Origin of the sequence: Bacteroides faecis (genome assembly GCF_020091505.1) — a bacterium.
Taxonomy (GTDB): Bacteria; Bacteroidota; Bacteroidia; order Bacteroidales; family Bacteroidaceae; genus Bacteroides; species Bacteroides faecis.
Map to the genome: position 1 here is coordinate 1,387,038 of NZ_CP081916.1, position 21,986 is coordinate 1,409,023.

The 21,986-nt window shown below is 43.6% G+C and carries 16 protein-coding genes and 1 tRNA gene; 8 read left to right on the forward strand and 9 right to left on the reverse strand.

Going from position 1 to position 21,986, the window contains the following annotated elements:
- Window position 1 precedes the first annotated feature (1 nt).
- The 5 genes from K6V30_RS05680 to K6V30_RS05700 all read left to right on the forward strand — a co-directional run bounded on the left by K6V30_RS05680 (window position 2) and on the right by K6V30_RS05700 (window position 7,303).
- Window positions 2-1,213: an aminotransferase class V-fold PLP-dependent enzyme gene (locus K6V30_RS05680; RefSeq protein WP_010536148.1), complete on the forward strand. Its 1,212-nt coding sequence runs from the start codon at window positions 2-4 to the stop codon at window positions 1,211-1,213.
- 306 nt (window positions 1,214-1,519) lie between these two features.
- Window positions 1,520-1,843 carry a heavy metal-binding domain-containing protein gene (locus tag K6V30_RS05685; RefSeq protein WP_010536149.1) on the forward strand — a complete coding sequence of 108 codons (324 nt, stop codon included), beginning with the start codon at window positions 1,520-1,522 and terminating at the stop codon, window positions 1,841-1,843.
- 488 nt (window positions 1,844-2,331) lie between these two features.
- Window positions 2,332-4,536 carry a sodium-translocating pyrophosphatase gene (locus K6V30_RS05690; protein ID WP_010536150.1) on the forward strand — a complete coding sequence of 735 codons (2,205 nt, stop codon included), beginning with the start codon at window positions 2,332-2,334 and terminating at the stop codon, window positions 4,534-4,536.
- A gap of 444 nt (window positions 4,537-4,980) precedes the next feature.
- Window positions 4,981-5,583, forward strand: coding sequence for a ribonuclease HII (locus K6V30_RS05695; RefSeq protein WP_055269338.1), 603 nt, complete (start codon window positions 4,981-4,983; stop codon window positions 5,581-5,583).
- Window positions 5,584-5,755: 172 nt separating this feature from the next.
- The gene (locus K6V30_RS05700; protein WP_055269339.1) at window positions 5,756-7,303 is read left to right on the forward strand and encodes a DUF5723 family protein; all 1,548 of its coding nucleotides are present in this window, start codon (window positions 5,756-5,758) and stop codon (window positions 7,301-7,303) included.
- Window positions 7,304-7,472: 169 nt separating this feature from the next.
- Here K6V30_RS05700 and K6V30_RS05705 read toward each other — a convergent pair whose 3' ends face one another.
- On the reverse strand, window positions 7,473-8,402 hold the full coding sequence (locus tag K6V30_RS05705; protein ID WP_010536153.1) for a magnesium transporter CorA family protein: 930 nt from the start codon (window positions 8,400-8,402) through the stop codon (window positions 7,473-7,475).
- A 551-nt stretch (window positions 8,403-8,953) separates the two neighbouring features.
- Here K6V30_RS05705 and K6V30_RS05710 point away from each other — a divergent pair.
- Window positions 8,954-9,217 (forward strand): hypothetical protein, encoded by a 264-nt coding sequence (locus tag K6V30_RS05710; protein ID WP_155520382.1) that lies wholly within the window; start codon window positions 8,954-8,956, stop codon window positions 9,215-9,217.
- A gap of 395 nt (window positions 9,218-9,612) precedes the next feature.
- Here the strand turns inward: K6V30_RS05710 and K6V30_RS05715 are convergent, their stop codons facing one another.
- Window positions 9,613-12,096: a TlpA family protein disulfide reductase gene (locus K6V30_RS05715; protein WP_055269340.1), complete on the reverse strand. Its 2,484-nt coding sequence runs from the start codon at window positions 12,094-12,096 to the stop codon at window positions 9,613-9,615.
- 174 nt (window positions 12,097-12,270) lie between these two features.
- Between K6V30_RS05715 and gpmI the strand changes: the two genes are divergently transcribed.
- Both gpmI and K6V30_RS05725 read left to right on the forward strand, forming a co-directional pair.
- Window positions 12,271-13,785, forward strand: coding sequence for a 2,3-bisphosphoglycerate-independent phosphoglycerate mutase (gene gpmI / locus K6V30_RS05720; protein WP_010536154.1), 1,515 nt, complete (start codon window positions 12,271-12,273; stop codon window positions 13,783-13,785).
- Between the two features lie 63 nt (window positions 13,786-13,848).
- Window positions 13,849-14,430 (forward strand): DUF3109 family protein, encoded by a 582-nt coding sequence (locus K6V30_RS05725; RefSeq protein ID WP_010536155.1) that lies wholly within the window; start codon window positions 13,849-13,851, stop codon window positions 14,428-14,430.
- A gap of 8 nt (window positions 14,431-14,438) precedes the next feature.
- Here K6V30_RS05725 and K6V30_RS05730 read toward each other — a convergent pair whose 3' ends face one another.
- The 7 genes from K6V30_RS05730 to K6V30_RS05760 form a co-directional block, all read right to left on the reverse strand.
- Window positions 14,439-14,639, reverse strand: coding sequence for a hypothetical protein (locus tag K6V30_RS05730; RefSeq protein ID WP_010536156.1), 201 nt, complete (start codon window positions 14,637-14,639; stop codon window positions 14,439-14,441).
- A gap of 168 nt (window positions 14,640-14,807) precedes the next feature.
- Window positions 14,808-16,769 (reverse strand): DNA topoisomerase (ATP-hydrolyzing) subunit B, encoded by a 1,962-nt coding sequence (gene gyrB, locus K6V30_RS05735; RefSeq protein WP_010536157.1) that lies wholly within the window; start codon window positions 16,767-16,769, stop codon window positions 14,808-14,810.
- A 199-nt stretch (window positions 16,770-16,968) separates the two neighbouring features.
- Entirely contained in the window at window positions 16,969-17,223 is a 255-nt protein-coding gene (gene rpsT, locus K6V30_RS05740) for a 30S ribosomal protein S20 (RefSeq protein WP_008763686.1), read from the reverse strand.
- Window positions 17,224-17,264: 41 nt separating this feature from the next.
- A tRNA-Glu gene (locus K6V30_RS05745) sits at window positions 17,265-17,336 on the reverse strand.
- Window positions 17,337-18,000: 664 nt separating this feature from the next.
- Complete coding sequence (locus K6V30_RS05750; RefSeq protein ID WP_055269341.1) at window positions 18,001-18,978, reverse strand: FimB/Mfa2 family fimbrial subunit; 978 nt, start codon at window positions 18,976-18,978, stop codon at window positions 18,001-18,003.
- A 32-nt stretch (window positions 18,979-19,010) separates the two neighbouring features.
- Window positions 19,011-20,504, reverse strand: coding sequence for an Mfa1 family fimbria major subunit (locus K6V30_RS05755; protein WP_055269342.1), 1,494 nt, complete (start codon window positions 20,502-20,504; stop codon window positions 19,011-19,013).
- A gap of 25 nt (window positions 20,505-20,529) precedes the next feature.
- Window positions 20,530-21,945 carry a DUF3868 domain-containing protein gene (locus K6V30_RS05760; protein WP_055269343.1) on the reverse strand — a complete coding sequence of 472 codons (1,416 nt, stop codon included), beginning with the start codon at window positions 21,943-21,945 and terminating at the stop codon, window positions 20,530-20,532.
- Window positions 21,946-21,986: the final 41 nt, after the last annotated feature.

Here is a 21,986-nt window from a genome sequence, read left to right on the forward strand (position 1 = left end):
AATGAATATAGAAAAGATACGTGAGGATTTTCCGATATTGAGCCGTACGGTATACGGTAAGCCTTTGGTTTATTTCGATAACGGTGCAACGACTCAAAAGCCCCGTTTGGTGATTGATTCGATTGTAGATGAATATTATTCCGTCAATGCCAATGTGCATCGCGGGGTACATTATCTCTCCCAGCAGGCAACAGAATTGCATGAGGCCTCCCGTGAGACGGTACGTCGGTTTATCAATGCCGCCGGAACGAATGAGGTTATCTTTACGCGGGGGACGACGGAAAGCATTAATTTGCTTGTTTCCAGCTTTGGAGATGAGTTTATGCAGGAAGGTGATGAAGTGATTGTTTCGGTAATGGAACATCACAGCAACATCGTTCCCTGGCAGTTGCTGGCTGCCCGTAAAGGAATTGCAATCAAAGTGATTCCGATGAACGATAAGGGGGAACTGCTGTTGGATGAATACGAGAAGCTTTTCTCCGAACGTACAAAGATTGTCAGCGTTGTTCAGGTATCGAATGTGCTGGGTACAGTAAATCCTGTAAAGGAAATGATTGCTACCGCCCATGCGCATGGAGTACCTTTCATAGTGGATGCTGCGCAGTCCATTCCTCATATGAAAGTAGATGTACAGGACCTGGATGCCGATTTTCTGGTCTTCTCGGCTCATAAGATATATGGACCGACAGGTGTTGGCGTACTGTATGGGAAAGAAGAATGGCTGGATCGCCTGCCGCCTTATCAGGGAGGAGGAGAAATGATTCAACATGTCTCTTTTGAGAAAACGACTTTCAATGAGCTTCCCTTCAAATTTGAAGCAGGTACGCCCGATTATATCGGTACGACCGGACTGGCAAAAGCTCTTGACTATGTGAATGGAATCGGACTTGACCGGATTGCAGCTCATGAACATGAACTGACAACCTATGCCTTGAAACGTTTGAAGGAAATCCCTCATATGCGTATCTTTGGTGAAGCGGCAGATCGTGGAGCCGTTATTTCATTCCTCGTAGGTGATATTCACCATTTTGATCTCGGAACTCTCTTAGATCGTTTGGGTATTGCCGTCCGTACCGGACATCACTGCGCGCAACCATTGATGCAGCGTCTGGGAATAGAGGGAACAGTCAGGGCTTCGTTTGCCATGTACAATACAAAAGCAGAAGTGGATGCACTGGTGGCGGGTATCGAGCGCGTCAGCCGGATGTTCTGATAAAATAGGTCGCCTTTCCTGTGGGAAAGGCGATTTTTTTATTCTTTAACTAAAAAAGTCTCTTTAAAGTGCAGTGATTTGAAGTTTCCTGCGTCTAATAAGAAAGAATAAAAATCATTTTAGGTATATTAAGTTGGTCGTGAGACCACGCTTTCTATAAATTCTCTCTCTCTTTAACTCTAATTGGCAGCTATATCGCATTTGTTTGTGCTATAGCTGCAATTTTTTATGGCTGCGATTGCAACCTTTCAGGGATGCACAGCGTCTAATAGAATAACAAATAACTTATTAAAAGACAGAAAGAGTATGTTAGTGACCACAACCCCTATTATTGAAGGAAAACGAATTGTGAAGTATTATGGAATAGTTTCCGGAGAAACGATTATCGGTGCCAATGTATTTCGTGACATATTCGCGAGTATCCGTGATATTGTCGGCGGACGTTCCGGCGCGTACGAAGAGGTGCTGCGCATGGCGAAAGATACGGCTTTGCAGGAAATGCAGGCACAGGCTGCTCAAATGGGAGCTAATGCCGTGATCGGTGTGGATCTGGATTATGAAACGGTAGGCGGGAGCGGCAGTATGCTGATGGTGACTGCTAACGGAACAGCCGTAACGATTGAAGATTAGTTGATTGTTTTTATTGTATGTAGAAGGGGATTCACCGTTAACGGTGCTTCCTCTTTTTAAATGTCTTTGTCCGTTATCATACCTTCATCATGGGAGGTATAAACAAGACATAAAAAAAGGCTATCTATCCCAGACAGCCAATCTTTTGTTAACCTTAAATCTAATACTATGAAAAACACAGTACAAAGATAGGGACTTTTCGGCTATCTCCAAATTTTCGGGGCAAAGCGTGGCTTTTTATAACATGGTTTAATAGAAATAACCGATTTGTTAACGATTAACGTAATTGGATTGAAAATTAACTAAATCGTTAATGAGGAGATGTCTTCTCCGGGATATTCCCGAAGGTCTTTTCTAATAGCTTTTCATTCGCTTCATTGTAAGATACTATATAAATGGACAAGCCGGATTTTTTTCCTCTTTTGCTTGCTTTTTTCGTTTGATTTCCATACTTTTAGCCACCATAAAACCCTTTAATAATTAATTCTATGGATAGCATTCTTTTCTGGCTGGTTCCAGTCGCTTCAGTGTTAGCCCTCTGTTTTGCTTATTACTTCCATAAGCAGATGATGAAAGAGAGTGAAGGTACTCCTCAAATGATAAAAATAGCCGCTGCGGTACGCAAGGGGGCTATGTCTTATCTGAAACAACAGTACAAAATTGTAGGTTGTGTGTTTTTGGGGCTGGTTATTTTGTTTTCGATTATGGCTTATGGCTTTCATGTTCAGAATGCGTGGGTTCCTATTGCTTTCCTGACGGGTGGTTTCTTCTCCGGTCTTTCCGGTTTTCTGGGTATGAAGACAGCAACCTATGCTTCGGCACGTACTGCTAATGCGGCACGTAACTCACTGAATTCCGGTCTGAGAATTGCTTTCCGCAGTGGTGCAGTAATGGGACTCGTGGTAGTCGGACTGGGGTTGCTTGATATATCTTTCTGGTATCTGCTGTTGAATGCGGTGATTCCTGCTGACGCACTGACACCGACTCATAAACTTTGCGTTATCACGACCACGATGCTTACTTTCGGTATGGGAGCTTCTACACAGGCATTGTTTGCCCGCGTGGGTGGTGGTATATATACAAAAGCTGCCGATGTAGGTGCCGACCTTGTAGGTAAAGTAGAAGCAGGTATTCCCGAGGACGATCCGCGCAACCCTGCTACCATTGCCGATAATGTAGGTGATAATGTTGGTGACGTGGCAGGAATGGGTGCCGACTTGTACGAATCTTATTGCGGTTCTATCCTGGCGACTGCCGCATTAGGTGCTGCTGCCTTTATCCATTCGGCAGATACGGTCATGCAGTTCAAGGCAGTTATTGCTCCGATGTTGATTGCAGCGGTAGGTATTTTGCTTTCTATTATCGGTATCTTCTCCGTACGCACTAAAGAAAATGCAACGATGAAAGATTTGCTCGGCTCACTGGCATTCGGAACCAATCTGAGTTCCGTATTGATTGTTGCCGCCACCTTCTTAATCCTGTGGCTTTTGCAGCTGGACAACTGGATTTGGATTTCCTGTGCGGTAGTAGTCGGCCTGCTGGTCGGTATTGTGATCGGACGTTCTACGGAATATTATACTTCCCAGTCTTACCGTCCTACTCAGAAGTTGAGTGAAAGTGGAAAGACCGGTCCCGCTACGGTTATTATTTCCGGTATTGGTTTGGGAATGCTTTCTACAGCTATTCCTGTGATTGCGGTAGTAGTGGGTATCATTGCTTCCTTCCTGCTTGCTTCCGGGTTCGATTTCTCTAATGTGGGTATGGGGCTTTACGGCATTGGCATCGCTGCTGTCGGTATGCTGTCTACCTTAGGAATAACGTTGGCTACGGATGCTTATGGTCCGATTGCTGATAATGCAGGGGGTAATGCGGAAATGGCAGGTCTGGGTCCTGAGGTACGCAAACGTACTGATGCGCTCGATTCTTTGGGAAATACAACAGCAGCAACCGGGAAAGGTTTTGCTATCGGTTCCGCTGCATTGACCGGACTGGCTTTGCTGGCATCTTATATTGAAGAGATCCGTATCGGTCTGACCCGTTTGGGAACGATGGACCTGAGTATGCCAAACGGAGATGTTGTTTCTACCGCCAATGCTACCTTTGTCGATTTCATGAACTATTATGATGTGACGCTGATGAATCCGAAAGTTCTTTCCGGTATGTTCCTCGGCTCGATGATGGCCTTTCTGTTCTGCGGATTGACGATGAATGCCGTCGGTCGCGCAGCCGGACACATGGTGGATGAGGTACGTCGTCAGTTCCGTGAAATTAAAGGCATCCTGACCGGAGAGGCTGAGCCGGATTATGAACGTTGTGTGGCTATCTCAACCAAAGGTGCACAGCGTGAAATGGTCATTCCGTCTCTGATCGCTATTATTGCCCCTATTGCGACCGGGTTAATCTTCGGAGTGACCGGAGTATTAGGACTGTTGATTGGTGGTTTGAGTTCAGGCTTTGTGTTGGCTATCTTTATGGCGAATGCAGGCGGTGCTTGGGATAATGCGAAGAAGTATGTAGAAGAAGGGAATTTTGGAGGTAAAGGCGGTGAAGTGCATAAGGCAACCGTAGTAGGTGATACTGTGGGTGATCCGTTTAAAGACACTTCCGGTCCGAGCCTGAATATTTTGATAAAGCTCATGAGCATGGTAGCCATTGTGATGGCAGGGCTTACTGTTGCCTGGAGTTTGTTTTAACTAAAAAGGTTTGTTTATTGAAGAGAGCGATGGCCGGAATAGGTTCGGCTATCGCTTTTTTTATGGTATAGAACTGCGTAAACACTTTTTTTGCATGCTTAATCACTCTTTTTCGGTAAATGATCCTGTTTAAGGGCATTTCATGCAAATACTCCGGAAAAGTCATTTTCTTGTTTCTCATTATTTGGATACTTTTGCAAGACGATATAATATAATCAAGAAATATGTCATAATGGCTAAGGGGAAAGGCTGATGTTAGAAAAGAACAAAATCTGTAAAACGAATGGTAGGGTGATGGTTCCGGTCAGCAGGACTGTGAACCTGGAGTATATTTGGGGAACAATTGCTTGTTTGTGTGAATGAATGACAGAAAAAGGAGGTCTTGAATGAGGTCTCCTTTTTTATTTCCTTTATCTTTGTATCCTGTAAGAAAAAAGAATAAGTATGCTATTACCTTATTTAAATAAAGATTTGATAGAAGCCGGCTGTGATGAGGCTGGGCGCGGCTGTCTGGCAGGTTCTGTGTATGCTGCTGCCGTCATTCTTCCTAAAGATTTTAAGAATGAGTTGCTGAATGACTCGAAGCAACTGACAGAAAAGCAGCGCTATGCACTCCGGGAAGTGATAGAGAAAGAGGCGATAGCATGGGCGGTAGGAGTGGTGTCGCCCCAAGAGATTGATGAAATAAATATTCTCCGTGCCTCTTTTCTGGCCATGCATCGGGCTGTTGACCAGCTCTCTGTCCGACCTCAACATCTGCTCATTGACGGCAACCGTTTCAATAAATATCCCGATATCTCCCATACGACAGTAATCAAAGGAGACGGGAAGTATCTTTCGATAGCTGCCGCTTCCATACTGGCTAAAACCTATAGAGATGATTATATGAATCGTCTTCACGAAGAATATCCTTTTTATGACTGGAATAATAATAAAGGCTATCCGACTAAAAAACATCGTGCCGCCATTGCCGAACACGGAACGACTCCATACCACCGGATGACCTTCAATCTGCTTGGTGACGGGCAGTTGAACCTAAACTTCTGATTTTACGTATCGTTTCACTTTCTACATATTTTTGCAGAATAAGCACGATTTTTCTCTAAATAGCCATGAAAATGTTCCGTTTATGCTAAAAAAGTGTTGCCATATGCTTTTATTTGTTACCCAAATGCTATATATTTGCAAACGATAACAAGAATTAAAAAAAGATAAAATCATGACAACAAGCAGACTGTATTCATCAAAGAAGTTTATTGGGGCATTTCTTCTTATGATGGTTTGTGTTTTACCTGCCAATGCGCAGTTTTTACGTACCTCTTATTTTATGGAAGGTACGCATTATCGTCAACAATTGAATCCGGCTTTGATTCCGACACAAGGATATTTTAATATTCCTGTACTGGGATCGGTTAATGCTACTGTGGGTTCTACTTCATTGGGATATCAGGACATTATCGACATTATTGATGATAGCGACAATTTCTACTCTAATCCGGATTTTCTGAAACGTCTGAAAGATAAGAATGATTTGAATGTGAACGTAAGCACGGAGATTCTTTCTGCCGGATGGTATAAAGGAAAGAACTTCTGGTCGTTCAACGTTGGTGTTCGTGCGGATATAGGTGCAAGCCTTACCCGTTCTATGTTTACCTTCCTGAATGAGATGGATGCGCTTGAAGATAACTGGAGAAACAGCAACTACGATATCAGTGGTCAGAAACTGGATATTAATGCTTATGGTGAAGTTGGTTTGGGATATGCGCGTCAGATCAATAACCGTTTGACAGTTGGTGGTAAAGTGAAAGTGTTGTTGGGTATTGGCAATATGAATTTGAAGATCAATAACGTGATGATGAATGCCGAACTTCCAAGTGATGCTCGTATTAACCAGTTGCAGAATATTCAGTTTAGCAGTGATCCCGCACAGGCTGCACAGGAGATAGAAGCATTAAGAAATGAAATTAAAGGCTACCATGCCAATTTGGCTGTAAATGCTCAGTTGGAAAGCTCTTTCAAGGGACTGGAGTTGGTAGAAGAAAATGGTCAGGACTATATCAGTGACTTTGACTTTGATAGTGGTAAGCTGGGCATTGCAGGCTATGGCTTCGGCATTGACTTGGGAGCTTCTTATAAAATCATGGATAATCTGACAGTATCTGCCTCTGTCCTTGACTTAGGCTTCATCAAATGGTCGAAAGGCGCTACTAAAATTGCTTCTGCTAATCCGGAGGCAATTAATATTGCAGGAGATAATTATCTGACAGGTATTGATCCGAATAATATTGGCGGTTCTATAACTGCAGTTCAGACTAATATTAACCGTTTGCAGAATGATGCTAACGGATATATGGATCGTGTAAACGGTGGTGATGTACTCGACTACGAAATGTTGCAACTTCAGACAGAGGAAGCACATAAATCACGCAAGTCTAGTCTGGCATCTACAGTTGTGGTAGGAGCTGAATACGGCTTCTTTGAGAACAAGTTCGGAGTAGGTGTATTGTCTACGACCCGTTTCGTACAACCGAAAACTCTTACGGAGATCACATTCTCTGCAAACTACCGTCCGAAGAGCTGGCTGAATGTAGCACTTAGCTATTCGGCTATTCAGTCTGCCGGAAAGTCATTTGGTCTGGGGCTGAAGCTAGGACCGGTGTTCCTCGGAACTGACTATATGTTCTTAGGCAAGAACACTAATTCTGTAAGTGGATTTGTTGGTATTTCTGTGCCATTGGGCGGAAAGAAATCCAATAAAGAAGGATAAGATAAAATAATTTCTCTCTCTTAAACATTCTCTTTTTAATATTCTCTATCGAATAAAAAACGTATTGTGTGCAGCCTGTCATCTCTGACCTTTCATTTAGGTTTTAAGAGTGACAGGCTGCTTTTTTATGTGTCTGAAATAAAGAGGGAGTGGAGTGGGGCTGTCAGAATCAGAACCACTTGATCTTCCTGAATATGATAAACGCCAATGTCGACAGTACCACAGAACAGAGAATAATCAATGCAAAGGCATACGGTACCTCTTCCAGATGGATGTCCACATTCATTCCGTAGAAGCTGGCTATCAACGTCGGAATCATCAGAGTTATGGAAAGGCTGGTCATACGTTTCATGATGGCATTCACGTTGTTGGAGATGATGGAGGCGAAGGCATCCATCGTTCCGGTGAGGATATCACTATAGATATTCACCGTATTAAACGCCTGTTTCAACTCAATGATAACGTCTTCTACCAGTTCCTTATCCAGAAAGTCGGTGTCCTGAAAGATACTTTGCAGCTTACCGATCATCACTTCATTTCCCCGGATGGAGGTGTTGAAGTAAACCAGCGTTTTCTGTAATCTCATCAGACGGAGCAGGTCCTCGTTGCGGATACTACGTTCCAATTCTTTTTCGGCGGCGCTGATATCCAGATTTATCTGCTTCAGATATTTCAGGAACCATACGGCAGACGAATAAATCAGCCGTAGGATCAGATCGAGCTTGTTGCGGACTTCGATTCCCTTTCTGCGGGTGTGTTCGATGAAGTCAGGCAGCAGATCTGTGTTGTGATAGCAGACTGATACAATGATTTCATTGTTGGTGATGATACCGATGGGTACAGTGCCGAAGGGAAGACTTTCATTCTGTTTGTTTTGCATCGGGATACGTAGAATCGTCAACAGCCAGTTGCCTTCTGTGTCGGTACGCGGACGTTCGTCCGTATCGGCTATATCGTTCAAGAATGATTCGGGTACGTTCAGGGTTTTAGTCAGAAATTCAAAGTCATCGTTGTTTGGGCATACCACGTTTACCCAGCAGTTAGGCAGCCATTGCGGTTTTTCCACAAAGCCAGCTTCACAATAAAGATATGTTCTCATCTTATTGCCTCCTTTCGTTTGTTTACACGAGCAGAGGCATCAGTTTTCAATGACTCTGTTCGCTTTAATTAATACTATTAGTGCACGTTCGCGGGTTTGAATCGTCCATATTTCTATGATTTAATTTTAAAGCGGTGCAAAGATACGGAAAATTAGCCGGGCTTCCGCCTTTTGCTTTGTTTTTTTTGATGGAATAATGGTCTCAAACCGTACAGAAATGAAGAATGATGAATGGAGAATGAAGAATTACTTTGCAGCTGCAGCGTGATAGCGCAGCCAATTCTTCATTCAAATCCGTACAGTATAGAGCTCAAACCGGGTTTTCGGACTGATCCAGTAATTCTTCATTTAAAACTCATTCATAATGATTAAAACCGATGTTTTATTGTCATCTGTCAGCTTTTAGTAGGCAAACTGTTTATAATAAGATAATTAGCTCCTGACAATACCCCCTGATAATACGGCTGACAATAGCAATCGTCCATTCTATTGTCAGCCGTATCATACTGTTATTCCAGCTTGACTATTTGATAAAGAGTCCCTTTGTAAGTATGCTTGGAGGGCAGAGAAAGCATAGCGGACGAGGAGTAGAAGGTATGCTTTGCTTGTGCCACCCCTTTGGCATGCTTGTGCCACGCCTTTGGCACGACTGTGCCATCGCAGTGGCACAACTGTGCCAAGCACTCTGCACAATCGTTTCAGAGGTTTGGCATAATCGTTTCCGTAGGTGGCACAACCGTTCTGATAGCTTGTCACAAACCGTATGGATACTTGAACGGGAAACAACGAAAGGAGAAGTGTTGGTGACAGTGTGAATGAAGGCTCTTCTCCTGTGCACGCAAAAGAGGAGAGTCTTCCTCCTTGCAGTCGTTTGAATGACATAGCCGATCGTTTCTCATTGGTATTCGTCTGAATGACGGAATCAAATGATGGCAAAAAATGTATTAATACACTCTAATGTGAGATATATCGGAAACTTCCCTCACTCCATAAGATGACAGTAAAATGGAACTTTTGCTATTGTCAGCTTATTGTCAGGGCTTATTGTCATGTGGTAATCTGTTTATTATTAGATTATTATATATGAAAAGCTGACAGATGACAATAAAACATCTGTTTTAATCATTATGAAGAAGTTTTAAATGAAGAATGAAGAATTAGCTACGCTATCACGCTGCAGAGTAATTCTTCATTCATCATTCATCATTCTTCATTCTTCATTCAAATTAAGTTGGGCAGGTTCGGAAACGGGGAAATTCTCTTCCAAGTACTTTCTGATTTTATGAGTTCCCAGTCCCTCTTTGGAGATACTACCATCCTTTAGTACAAGTTCATAGTGCGGAATACCGTTGAAGTGGAAGAGTTGGCGCAGATAGTTAAATTCCGATTCGGTCACATAATAACTGGCTTCTCCTTTCAGGTTGTTTTCTACATATTGCTTGTATGCACCGGCAGGAGAATCCTTCTGTCCGGTGATATAGATGAACTGGAACTCCGGATGATCCTTATATTTTTTGCGCAGGTCTGCCGTCGCCTCTATCCCTCCCCGGCAAGGTCCGCAAGTCGTCGCCCAGAAGTCAACGAACAATACTTTATCCGGGTGATTCTTGATGATATTGCGGAAAACCTCAGTGGCTTTACCTTCCGGAAGCTGGTAGGACTTAGCTTCTTCTTTCGGATGTATTTTGGTAAACAGATATTCGGCTTCTTCTGCCAATATTGGAAAAGTAAGTTTTTCTTTGGTGTTGTCTGCATACTCACGGGCGATTGAACGTGTCTTGATATTCTCCAGATAGAATTTCATGTCGCGTACTTTAGCTATTTGCCAAAGCAAAGGATTGGGTACATTATATAGTCCGGCAAGAATGCTGTCTTTTATATGTTCACTTTTTACTTTCATTGAGATAAAATTCCTGTCTATTTCTTCCTTTGATTCCTCTGATTGCTCGTTTTTGACATGTTTCTCTACATATTCCGAAATTAGCTTTTCTTCTTTTTCGAATAAGTCTTTTACCTTCTCATTCTCCTCCTGAAGTTCTTTCAAAGTGATCTTTACTGTTGTTCCGGCCAGTTTTTCGTGTTTCAGTCTGATTGCTTCCTGCTCTGCATTCATCTTTACCCCTTTCTCTTTAAAGAAAGTCAGAAGCGGCTTTTCCGGATACGTATAAGTGATGGTATCTGTCGGCGCTGTTGCATACTGTTGCCCATAAGCTTTTCTGAAAGCATTCATATATTCAAACCGGTTGATGAAAGTACTTGCATTGGCATCGGCAAGCACCGCTTCATCATTTAGCGGCATCTTATTCAGGAAATCGTAATAGGAATCATCTTCTTGCACTTTCAAGGCTTGGTTGGCTGTATCCTGTTTCGCGTAATAATCTCTGCTCATCAGGAAATCGAAGAATAAGCCACCTGCCTGCAGGTTTGTCTTGTTCTTTATCAGGCGGACAGCCTTTGCCGATGGTTGGCAAATCTGAATCACTGAATCGGCTGTATGTTCCCATTGGGCGATAAACGGCTTCATATGTTCCTTGTATTGGCTGGGAGTCAGCTTATTACGGGAATTGGATAAATCCTCGTAACGGTAGGGGATAAGTGAACTGAATTCTTTCAGCAGATAGGAGAGAGGAGCCGACGGTCCCATGTAAGCTATATTCTTGATAGGAAAATAATAATCGCGTGCCCGGCTACGTGCCAGTAATGCTTCCCAGTCGATATACATGGTCAGTGTTTGCCCGGGTTCGATATAGAATGGAATCCAGTTGTTGCCAAGTGTAACCGATTGTTCCACAGGATGCTTGATGACAAATTTGCACAGGAAACTGCCGTCTTCGTCTATCTGAATCACAGTCGGATAGTCTTCGCGGGTGATGATATTCGATAGATAGATCAGTCCGGTATCAAATCCCAGGCGTCGGTCGTAGCCGTCGATATACCCTTGCAGACAGGTAGTGTCTGTGTGGAAGAACTGCTGAAAACCTGTATCGGCGGCGATGGTCTTGGTCGTTCCCTTTTGCCGGGTGTACAGTTGTTCCTTCTCTCCGTTCGCTTGTATTTTACAGTTTCCGTCTTTTTGTGGAGTTACCAGTAAAGTGCGTGTCTCCCCATTCTGCTTGTCCTTGACAGTTATCTCGATCCGTTTCCCTTTCTTACGGACAGTTTCATTGGTGAATATCCGGTTGTTCATGATTGTTACAGAATCGTAGATACCATATTCCCATGCGTTCAAATCATCAGTCTTGAACCAGTTTCCTTTGATTGCAACCAATGGTGAAACACTCTTATCGGTTTGCGGCACTAAAGAGATATCATACGTGTTCCCTTCGGTATCACTGGGGCTGAGAAGATGGATGACCTGTGTTTCTTCCGGCAGAGCTTCGAAAGTGAGTACATAGTCCATCTCGCCCGAGTCGGGCATGTACACTTCCTTGTTGAGCTCAATGCCTTCTGCACTCTTGAACTGATATTTTTTTCCGGTAGCCGCATCTTCCAGGTAGCTGTCTCCTTCCTCTTTTATCCACCAGTGCGGGCGGAAGATGGCGTGAATATAAACACGCGTACCTTCGGGCGTGCGTTCTATACGTGTGATGTTGCCAATGCTTCCCGAACGGGCTTTAAATGGCGGATTGTCGATGGTTTGCGCAGTGAGCATACCCGATAGCATGAGCATCATGCAGAGTAGAATCGTTTTCATAATATTAAATTTTGAATAAATGTGTTTAATAGTTCCCTGTACAAAGAAAGAAAAATATTCATGGCTTCCCCTCTTTTCCCCTTTTAACTTAACATAGATTAAGCGTTTACGTAATCATCTTTTTTGTACCTTTGCACCCGAAAATCAGAGTGATAATTTAAATATTGAAATAGTATGAGCAAGAAAGCCCTTTTAATGATCCTCGATGGTTGGGGATTAGGCGACCAAAAGAAAGACGACGTAATCTTCAACACTCCCACTCCTTACTGGGATTATCTGATGAACAATTATCCTCATTCCCAACTTCAGGCAAGTGGTGAGAACGTAGGTTTGCCCGACGGACAGATGGGTAACTCCGAAGTAGGTCACCTTAACATTGGTGCCGGACGTGTGGTTTATCAGGATTTGGTGAAAATCAATCGTGCATGTGCCGACAACAGCATCCTTCAGAACCCCGAAATCGTTTCTGCTTTCTCTTACGCAAAAGAAAATGGAAAGAACGTTCATTTCATGGGATTGACTTCTAACGGTGGTGTGCACAGCTCAATGGTTCATCTTTTCAAACTTTGCGACATCGCCAAAGAATATAACATCAACAATACATTTATCCACTGCTTTATGGACGGTCGTGATACTGACCCGAAGAGCGGTAAAGGATTTATCGAAGAACTTTCTGCACACTGCGAGAAATCTGCCGGCAAGATTGCTTCTATCATCGGTCGTTATTATGCTATGGACCGTGATAAACGTTGGGAACGTGTGAAAGAAGCTTATGACCTCCTGGTAAACGGCGAAGGAAAGAAAGCTACTGACATGGTTCAGGCAATGCAGGAATCTTACGATGAAGGTGTAACGGATGAATTCATCAAACCGATTGTAAACGCTAACTGCGACGGAACAATCAAAGAAGGTGATGTGGTTATTTTCTTCAACTACCGTAACGACCGTGCTAAAGAACTGACAGTCGTACTGACTCAGCAGGATATGCCGGAAGCAGGTATGCATACCATTCCGGGATTGCAGTATTACTGTATGACTCCGTATGATGCATCTTTCAAAGGCGTTCACATCCTGTTCGATAAAGAAAATGTTGCCAATACACTGGGCGAATACATTGCTTCAAAAGGCTTGAACCAGCTTCATATTGCCGAAACAGAGAAATATGCCCATGTTACTTTCTTCTTCAACGGTGGCCGTGAAACTCCGTTCGACAACGAAGACCGTATCCTCGTTCCATCTCCGAAAGTAGCTACTTATGACCTGAAACCGGAAATGAGCGCTTACGAAGTGAAGGATAAACTGGTAGACGCTATCAACGAAAATAAATATGACTTTATTGTGGTGAACTTCGCTAACGGTGATATGGTAGGCCATACCGGTATCTACGAAGCAATCGAGAAGGCTGTTGTGGCTGTAGACGCTTGCGTGAAAGATGTCATCGAAGCTGCCAAAGCACAGGGCTACGAAGCAATCATCATTGCCGACCACGGTAATGCTGACCACGCCTTGAACGAAGACGGCACTCCGAATACGGCTCACTCTCTGAATCCGGTTCCTTGTGTTTACGTAACAGAAAACAAGGCTGCGAAAGTGGAGGACGGTCGTTTGGCTGATGTTGCTCCGACTATTTTGAAAATCATGGGTCTGGAAGCTCCGGCAGATATGAATGGTCAGATTTTGATTAAGTAATTTAGAATTCTATAACCAGAAGGGCGGGGGTAAACTCCGCCCTTTTTGTCTCACATAAGTTTTATGATTCAGATAGAAGATGTAGTAGTGAGCTTCGATGTCCTTCGGGAAAAATTCCTCTGTAACCTGGATGCCTGCAAGGGCGAATGTTGTATTGAAGGGGATGCGGGGGCACCTGTGGAGTTGGAGGAAGTAGAAAAGTTGGAAGAAGTGCTGCCGGTTATTTGGGAGGAACTGTCTCCGGAAGCGCGTGCTGTCATTGAAAAGCAAGGAGTGGTATATACGGATCAGGAAGGTGATCTGGTGACTTCTATTGTTAATAATAAGGACTGCGTCTTTACTTGCTATGACGAGAAAGGATGCTGTTATTGTGCCATTGAAAAGGCTTATCGGGATGGCAAGACTGACTTTTATAAACCGGTATCATGTCACCTTTATCCCATCCGGATTGGGGATTACGGGCCATATAAAGCAGTAAATTATCATCGATGGGATGTATGCAAGGCGGCTGTGCTGCTGGGAAAAAAAGAAAATGTAGCTGTCTACCAATTCTTGAAAGAACCGCTGATCCGTAAATTCGGTGAAAAGTGGTATCAAGAACTGGAAATCGCAGTGGAGGAATTAAAGGCGCATGATATGATCTGATATTTCTCTCATTTTTTTGATTCTTTGCGTTTGGCTCGTATCAGAAGAAATAGCAGGCAGATCATAGCTACAATAATGCAGGACGGAGTGATCCATGCCTCCGGATGGATAATGATCAGGAACAGGCAAGTGACAATCACACAGGATGCCAGAATTTTGAGATACAGCCTGATCTTGGCAAATACAGGATTTTGGGTAGTAGTTTTCATAAGTGTCCTCCTTCTTTTTGGCAAGATAGTGATTTTGGTCGAGAAGTAATTTAACTGTTAGGTTTTATTAAGACATAGAAAAGCGCCGGCACGGAGGATTTTCCTTCGCTTGCCGACGCTTCTTCGTTGTAAGATGTGAGGTTGGTTTATAAAAACGTAATATTAAAATTATGTATCGATATTTGCATAAGTTGCATTCTCTTCGATAAATTCGCGGCGCGGACCTACGTCTTCACCCATTAACATGGAGAATATATAATCGGCCTCTGCGGCATTATCGATGTTAACTTGTTTCAACATACGGTTTTCGGGGTCCATGGTCGTTTCCCACAACTGCTGGGCGTTCATTTCACCCAAACCTTTGTAGCGTTGTGTATGGACTGCATTCTCCAGACCGCCGCCGTATGTATCAATGAACTTCTGGCGTTGTGCATCTGTCCAGCAATACTCTTCTACCTTACCCTTTTTGCAGAGGTAGAGTGGGGGAGTAGCAATATACAGATAGCCGTTCTGAATAATCTGCGGCATATAACGGAAGAAGAACGTCATGATCAGTGTGTCGATGTGAGAACCATCGACGTCGGCATCGGTCATGATGATAATCTTGTGATAACGCAACTTTTCAATGTTAGCCTCTTTGCTGTCGTCTTCTGTTCCGATAGTGACGCCTAGCGCTGTATATATATTGCGGATTTCATCGCTTTCCAGCGCTTTGTGGTACATTGCTTTTTCTACGTTCAGAATCTTACCGCGTAGCGGGAGGATTGCCTGGAACATACGGTTACGTCCCTGCTTGGCAGTACCACCTGCCGAATCTCCCTCGACGAGGAATAATTCACATTTTGAAGGGTCCTTATCCGAACAATCGGCCAACTTACCAGGCAGTCCACCTCCGGACATCGGAGATTTGCGCTGTACCATTTCGCGGGCTTTTCTTGCTGCGTGGCGTGCGGTAGCAGCCAAAATTACCTTGTCTACAATCGTTTTTGCTTCTTTCGGATGTTCTTCCAGATAATAAGCCAGTACTTCGCCGACAGCCTGGTCTACAGCACCCATCACTTCGTTGTTACCCAACTTCGTTTTGGTCTGTCCTTCGAACTGTGGTTCGGCAACTTTTACGGAAATAACGGCAGTCAAACCTTCACGGAAGTCGTCTCCCGAGATTTCAACTTTTACCTTTTCCAGCATCTTGCTGTCTTCGGCATATTTCTTCAGTGTACGAGTCAGTGCACGACGGAAACCTGCAAGGTGCGTACCTCCTTCGATTGTATTGATATTATTGACGTAAGAATGTACATTTTCAGAGAATCCTGTATTGTACATGATTGCGATTTCAATAGGAATTCCCTGCTTTTCGGAGTTCAGATAGATGACATCGTTAATCAAGTGCTCACGTGAGGACTCGATAAAGCGTACGAATTCTCTCAGACCTTCTTCTGAATAGAACACTTCGCTCTTGAAACTGCCGTCTTCTTCATTCACTACCCGGCGGTCGGTCAGAGAGATACGCAGACCCGCGTTCAGGTATGCCAATTCGCGCAAACGGGCAGCCAGGATTTTATAATCATATACTGTTTCGGTAAAGATGGTATCATCCGGCCAGAATTGTTGGCGGGTTCCTGTAATATCCGATACCCCTACTTCTTTTACAGAATAAAGCGGCTTACCAATTTCATATTCCTGCTGATAGATTTTACCATCACGGAATACCTGTGTAGTCATGTGTGTTGACAGTGCATTTACGCAAGACATACCTACACCGTGCAAACCTCCGGAAACCTTGTACGAACCTTTGTCGAACTTACCTCCGGCGTGCAGTACGGTCATTGCTACTTCCAGCGCCGACTTCTTTTCTTTTTCATGATAGTCGACCGGAATACCACGTCCATTATCCTGTACGGTGATTGAATTATCTTCGTTGATTGTCACTTCGATGTGGTCGCAATACCCGGCCAGTGCCTCGTCAATGGAGTTATCAACGATTTCGTATACCAAGTGGTGAAGTCCCTTTACGCTGATGTCACCGATGTACATCGCAGGGCGTTTTCTCACTGCTTCAAGACCTTCCAATACCTGGATACTATCCGCAGAATAAGACCCGTTATTGGGAGTGATTTGTTCTTCGCTCATAATTGCCTTTCTAAGTTATAATAACAGAGCAAATATAGTGAAAATTGTCGACTTGGCGAAGTTTAAGAGGTGAAAAATACAGAATAAAAGTGGAATTAGCGGTTGGGAAAGCGGTCTGATATTCAGTGGATTATAAACACAAAAGGCCGAACTTAAAAGTTCAGCCTGAATGCTATATAGAATTGTTATTTTTCTATTATTAAGCGAGCTTGTTGATGTAAAGAGCCAGCTTAGATTTCAGATTGTTAGCCTTATTCTTGTGAATAACATTTGTTTTAGCTAACTTATCCAACATCTTGGTGATGCCAGGATACATTGCAACAGCTTCTGTCTTGTCAGTAGTTGCACGAAGTTTTCTAACAGCGTTTCTCATGGTCTTACCATAATATCTGTTATGAAGTCTTCTTGTCTCTTCTTGTCTGATTCTCTTCAGTGATGATTTGTGATTTGCCATTTCGACTAATCTATTTTTTAGTTCTTTATTCTTTTTACTTGTAGCCCGTGGGGGAATCGAACCCCCCTTTCAAGAATGAAAATCTTGCGTCCTAACCGATAGACGAACGGGCCATCCTATTGTTGCATTTCTGCTTTTTGCTCTCTCGAATCAGTGTTTGTTTCTCGATTGCGGATGCAAAGGTAGGAACTTTTTTGAAACTGACAAACAATTCTTGAAAAAAATATCTGTTTTTCCTTCTTTTTTTTCTTGTGGTAGGCTTATGCTACTTGATTTTCAGCTAAATATGAAGTTGCGATTTGTCGAAAAAAAATTCTCTTTCCATAGTGCTATGGATAATAGCCTATGTTTACACCTTATTATATATAATAGACTTTACGTACTTAGCTCTTGGTTGTTACATCGTTTTCGAAAAAACGATAAGAACGAGGTCGGGTTTCTGTTCAATGGTATCCTTCTTACTGCTCCCTATATAAATTGCAGTATAGAAAATGGCAACTTTTTCATTGTGACGGATAGAGTGCGTGATTCTGATTGTTTTAATAGATAACGAAAGTGCACTTGTCCTCGCTCGGACAAGTGCACCAACACAAACAAAACAAACAATTAATAAAACAGTCCTTCAATGAAGTGCCGTTTTATAAGGAAATTTGGCATGTTGTGGGAAACAAAACATGCGAAAAAAAGGGTATATCATACCACTCGGATACTTCACAGTAGCCTTTTTTGTAGAACATCTCACCTAAATTCCGTATACATACAATCAGCCATGTATTCTTAAGACTCCAGTTCTGAATCATTCAGCCGCACAGTCCATCCGTTTACCATTATTTTCGGGCATATCTTCGGAATCCCCATATCCGATGATTGGATGAAAAATAAAAGTGTATATGAATCCTGCCTGTCAAGATATTCCTGGTCGTCCATCTCATCACCGGTATAACTGTAGATTTTAGATAACAATAAATACTGGGTGAGCGGAAGACGCAGAATTTCCTGTCCGCTGGGTATATGCTTTATGGACAATGTGGTCTGATCTCCTTTCATGATGCGCAATGTGTTCAATCGCGCATGAATGACAGGAATATCATCAGAGAGTACACTGACTTCCTGCCGGTATGGGCGATAGTAAACGGGCTCTGTATCCGATGGAGTATTTGTATAATCCATTACCCCATTAGCAGCTTCCAGCGTGAAAGTAAAATCTTCCCGGTTCAGAAGGTTATTGTTTTCATCCTGAAGGATACATGAGAAATAATTGGTGTTCTTGACTAAAGGGGCGTCCCATACCTGATAATCACTGCTGACCGTCATATTTTCAAGGCTACCGTAAAAGAGGCCGTTCAATTTCCCGTTCATCTGTTTGTCATTGTCACATATCAATGACAGGAGCAATGATTCCCGTTCCGTCTGACCGGCTTTGAGATAAGGGAACCGGTATTGACGGTCGGAAGCTCCTCCCCACAAAAGCAGATGATAGCTCCCTTCGGGAAACGGCACTCTTACCATGCAGTAGCCTTGATGTAATGTGATACTGTCTACGTCCAGTCTGTCCACATACTTGTTGTTCTTGTCGAAAGCAAAAATGGTGATGTCTCCTACTTGTGAGGAAGCGGCATCCACATCCAGTATATTATAGGTATACGAGATTTTCAACCAGGTCCCGGTAGGGCAGTCTGACAGATCATCATTCACCCAGTTGCAGGATGAGAACAGCGTGATAACGCAGATAATATGTAGTAAAAATGGACGCATTGGTAATAAATTTAGTTCAAAGTGGCCGATACTTATTCAAGTTCTACATCTTGGTTACGTACGGCCCACGGAAAAACATCAATGTTGATGTTCAGTTCTGCCTTGTATTCATCCGGTTGTTCCGGTTCGATAAACGGTTCGCCGCTGCCCAGACCTGCAACCTTATTGACTGACAGCCTGTATATGTTGTTGCGTACGATACCGAATTCCATTACTCCCATCTCAGTGTCATTGTTGTTGTCTTCGTGCTTGATCCAATAGTTATAGTAGCATGCATAGTTTTCAGTCTTGCCAAAACGTTTGATGCTATATTTGGCAAGCTCTTCCGTTGTAGAGTCGTCGGTAATGTCTCCGGGCAGGTTGTTAAGTACCAGTTTTCTGATTGCATTTACACTGGTGTAGAAATTGTAGTTGAAGTAAAACAGGTTGGTCGGCCAGTTGGACGGGTTGCTGACTGTTTCTCCGCTTTCGTCGAATACACGGTCGGTAGCAATGTCGAGGCTTGCTTTGAACATCACTCCTGTGGTATAGGCATTCATCTGGGCCGGACGGAACATACAGTTCTCCAGACAGTAGATGCGTGACCAGCTATTTGCCGGAGCCATGCCTGCCCAGTTGCTGTCGTTTATATTAAGTTGCACCAGTGCCTGTGCAAAGAAACCGTCCTCATTCTTAAAGTCTTCGGCACCTTCTACGGTTTTCTTGAAGAAGTAAGGGTCTATTACATAACCGTCGTTATCGTTTATGTTGCCGAAGTTCTCATCAGTGTATGAGTCCGGTTCCTGAAGGCTGGTCAGTACGGCTGTATGGCGGAAGGTGTAGAACTGAGTTGCCAGGTTCAGCATTCTGAAGTTATTGAGTTTGATAGTACAGTAAGTCTTTCCTGCCGGGTCTTTCAGGGGGAAGGTTTCCTGTGTCTGTGTCACTTCAATTTTGGCAACTACACGTTCCAGGCTGATGGAGATGTTGGTTACTTTGTCAGAGTCTGTGGGCTTGCTGACTTCAACGTTCAGGTTGGCAGCACCACGGTTGGTCATTACAAATCCTTCTTCGGGTACACTTGGAATCTTTCCTGTGCTGTAAGTCACCTTGTCGATGGCTCCGAGGAATTTGTCCTGTGTTGCGATGTCCCCTGTGATTGCTTCACCATTGGCGATGGCGAATACATTGTAGGTTCCCGGTTTCATTGTGATTTTGTTGGCGGTGTATTGTATTTTTTGTCCGCTTGTTCCTGCCAGTGTGATGTTTTCAAGAGGCTGCGACTCAACAAAAGTTTTGGTAACCGAGTCAAAGAAGTAGACAGTAAGGCTTTTTACTGCGTATTCTTCTTTCGAACCTTCTTCAGTTACGCCTGATGATTCGGCACTTCGGCTGACGGGAACATTCGGAATTTCAAGAAACAGGGCTACGTTGCCGTTCGAATCCGAGTGAGTTTTGTCGGAGATTACATCTGCATCGTTGATGCAACTGTACTGTGTGGCTGCTGTAAACAGGAGCATTGCCATTAGTTTTGTAAATTGTTTCATCTTACCATTGATTTTAATTAAACATTTATTTAAGTTCTAATATTCGTTTCAGATTGTCATCGGCTTGTGAAAGTCCGGCAGCTTTGGCTTGTCTGAAGAATGATTCCGCTTCTTCATACTGGTTCTTCAGAAGGTACAGGACGCCTTTTGCCAGTGCCGTTTCCGGTACTTCCGGTGCTTTCTCCAGATAATGCCCGGCGGATTTCACGTCTCTTTGCATCAGTGAGATGCAGGCTGCGTTCAGATTGGCTACGGGATTATCCGGAAACAATTGCACGGCAGTCATAAATATCTTGTTGTATGTTTCACTCCCCGGTGTGTGGGTAAGTGCGAGGCGGAACATCTCTTCAAGGCTCAGATTCTTGGGGTTGGTCACGAAAATATTTCGTGATTCTTCTACGCTGAAAGGACGTACATGATATTCGATGGTATAATCGGAATGCCTGAGCAGCGTGAACCAATGTTCGAGTACAAAGCGATAGAATGCCGGAAATTGTTTTTTCAACTTCTCTTCCTTGCGGTCGGGGTGCAGACTGCCTGTCACGATTCTCATGACCGCCTCTTTTTGCTGAAAGGCTGTATCGGTGAGAAGAGCTTCGAATCCTTCCCAATCTTCGGGAGTATGTGAGGTCTGGATATCCGTTTGGTCGAATGTATATAACCGGCATACATATTCCTTCAATGCCTGAGTACGTTCGCGGGATAATCTCTCGTTGAGTTTATAAGGTCCGTCGGGTGATGCATAACCATGAATGCTGATATGTGTGATTGTCACATTCGTATCATTTTTGATAGCATCTATTGTTTGAACGATCTTATTCAGTTCTGTTGCATTGTTGCTGTATGTTTCGTGTATGATCACATCGTTTACAGGGAAGTCGATGAATGCACACCCTTTCTCGGTTCTGGTTTTCAGCGCTTCCACTTGCGGAGTGAGAAATACGAGTTGCGGAATAGGTACCGGCTGCGGATGCAGACGGGCGATACAGGTGAAAGCTTCTTCACTGGGGATGCCGCAGCCGCAACTTTTCTCTATCAGTGAGAGTGTAGCATGGTTCATCCATTTCTCAAAAGGAACGGATTGCAGATAATGCATACTTTGCTGACTTCCGTTTTTCCTTTGCAGTGACCGGGCTTCTTTCTCTTTTCTGCCCGTCTCACGCATAAATATGATTTGTTGTTTCCGGCTATTGATATAGATGGGTGGCAGTTCCATCCGGTGCTCCAGACTGTCGGTGACAACTGGAACAAGAACCAGCGATTCGTTGGACGAGAGGTCCCGGGTGATCTCTACCGAAATAGAAACCACCAGTTCTTCCCCTGCCTTGTGGAGGCTGGAAGCGGTGGTGCGGATCGTTCCGTTATCTTTCTCTACAGGCGTCTGTGCCTGTAGGGAAAGCGATGCCATGACCGCAATAATAAAAAATCCTCTCAGTTTCATAATTATACTAATCAATGAATCTATATGTAGAAATAGCCTGT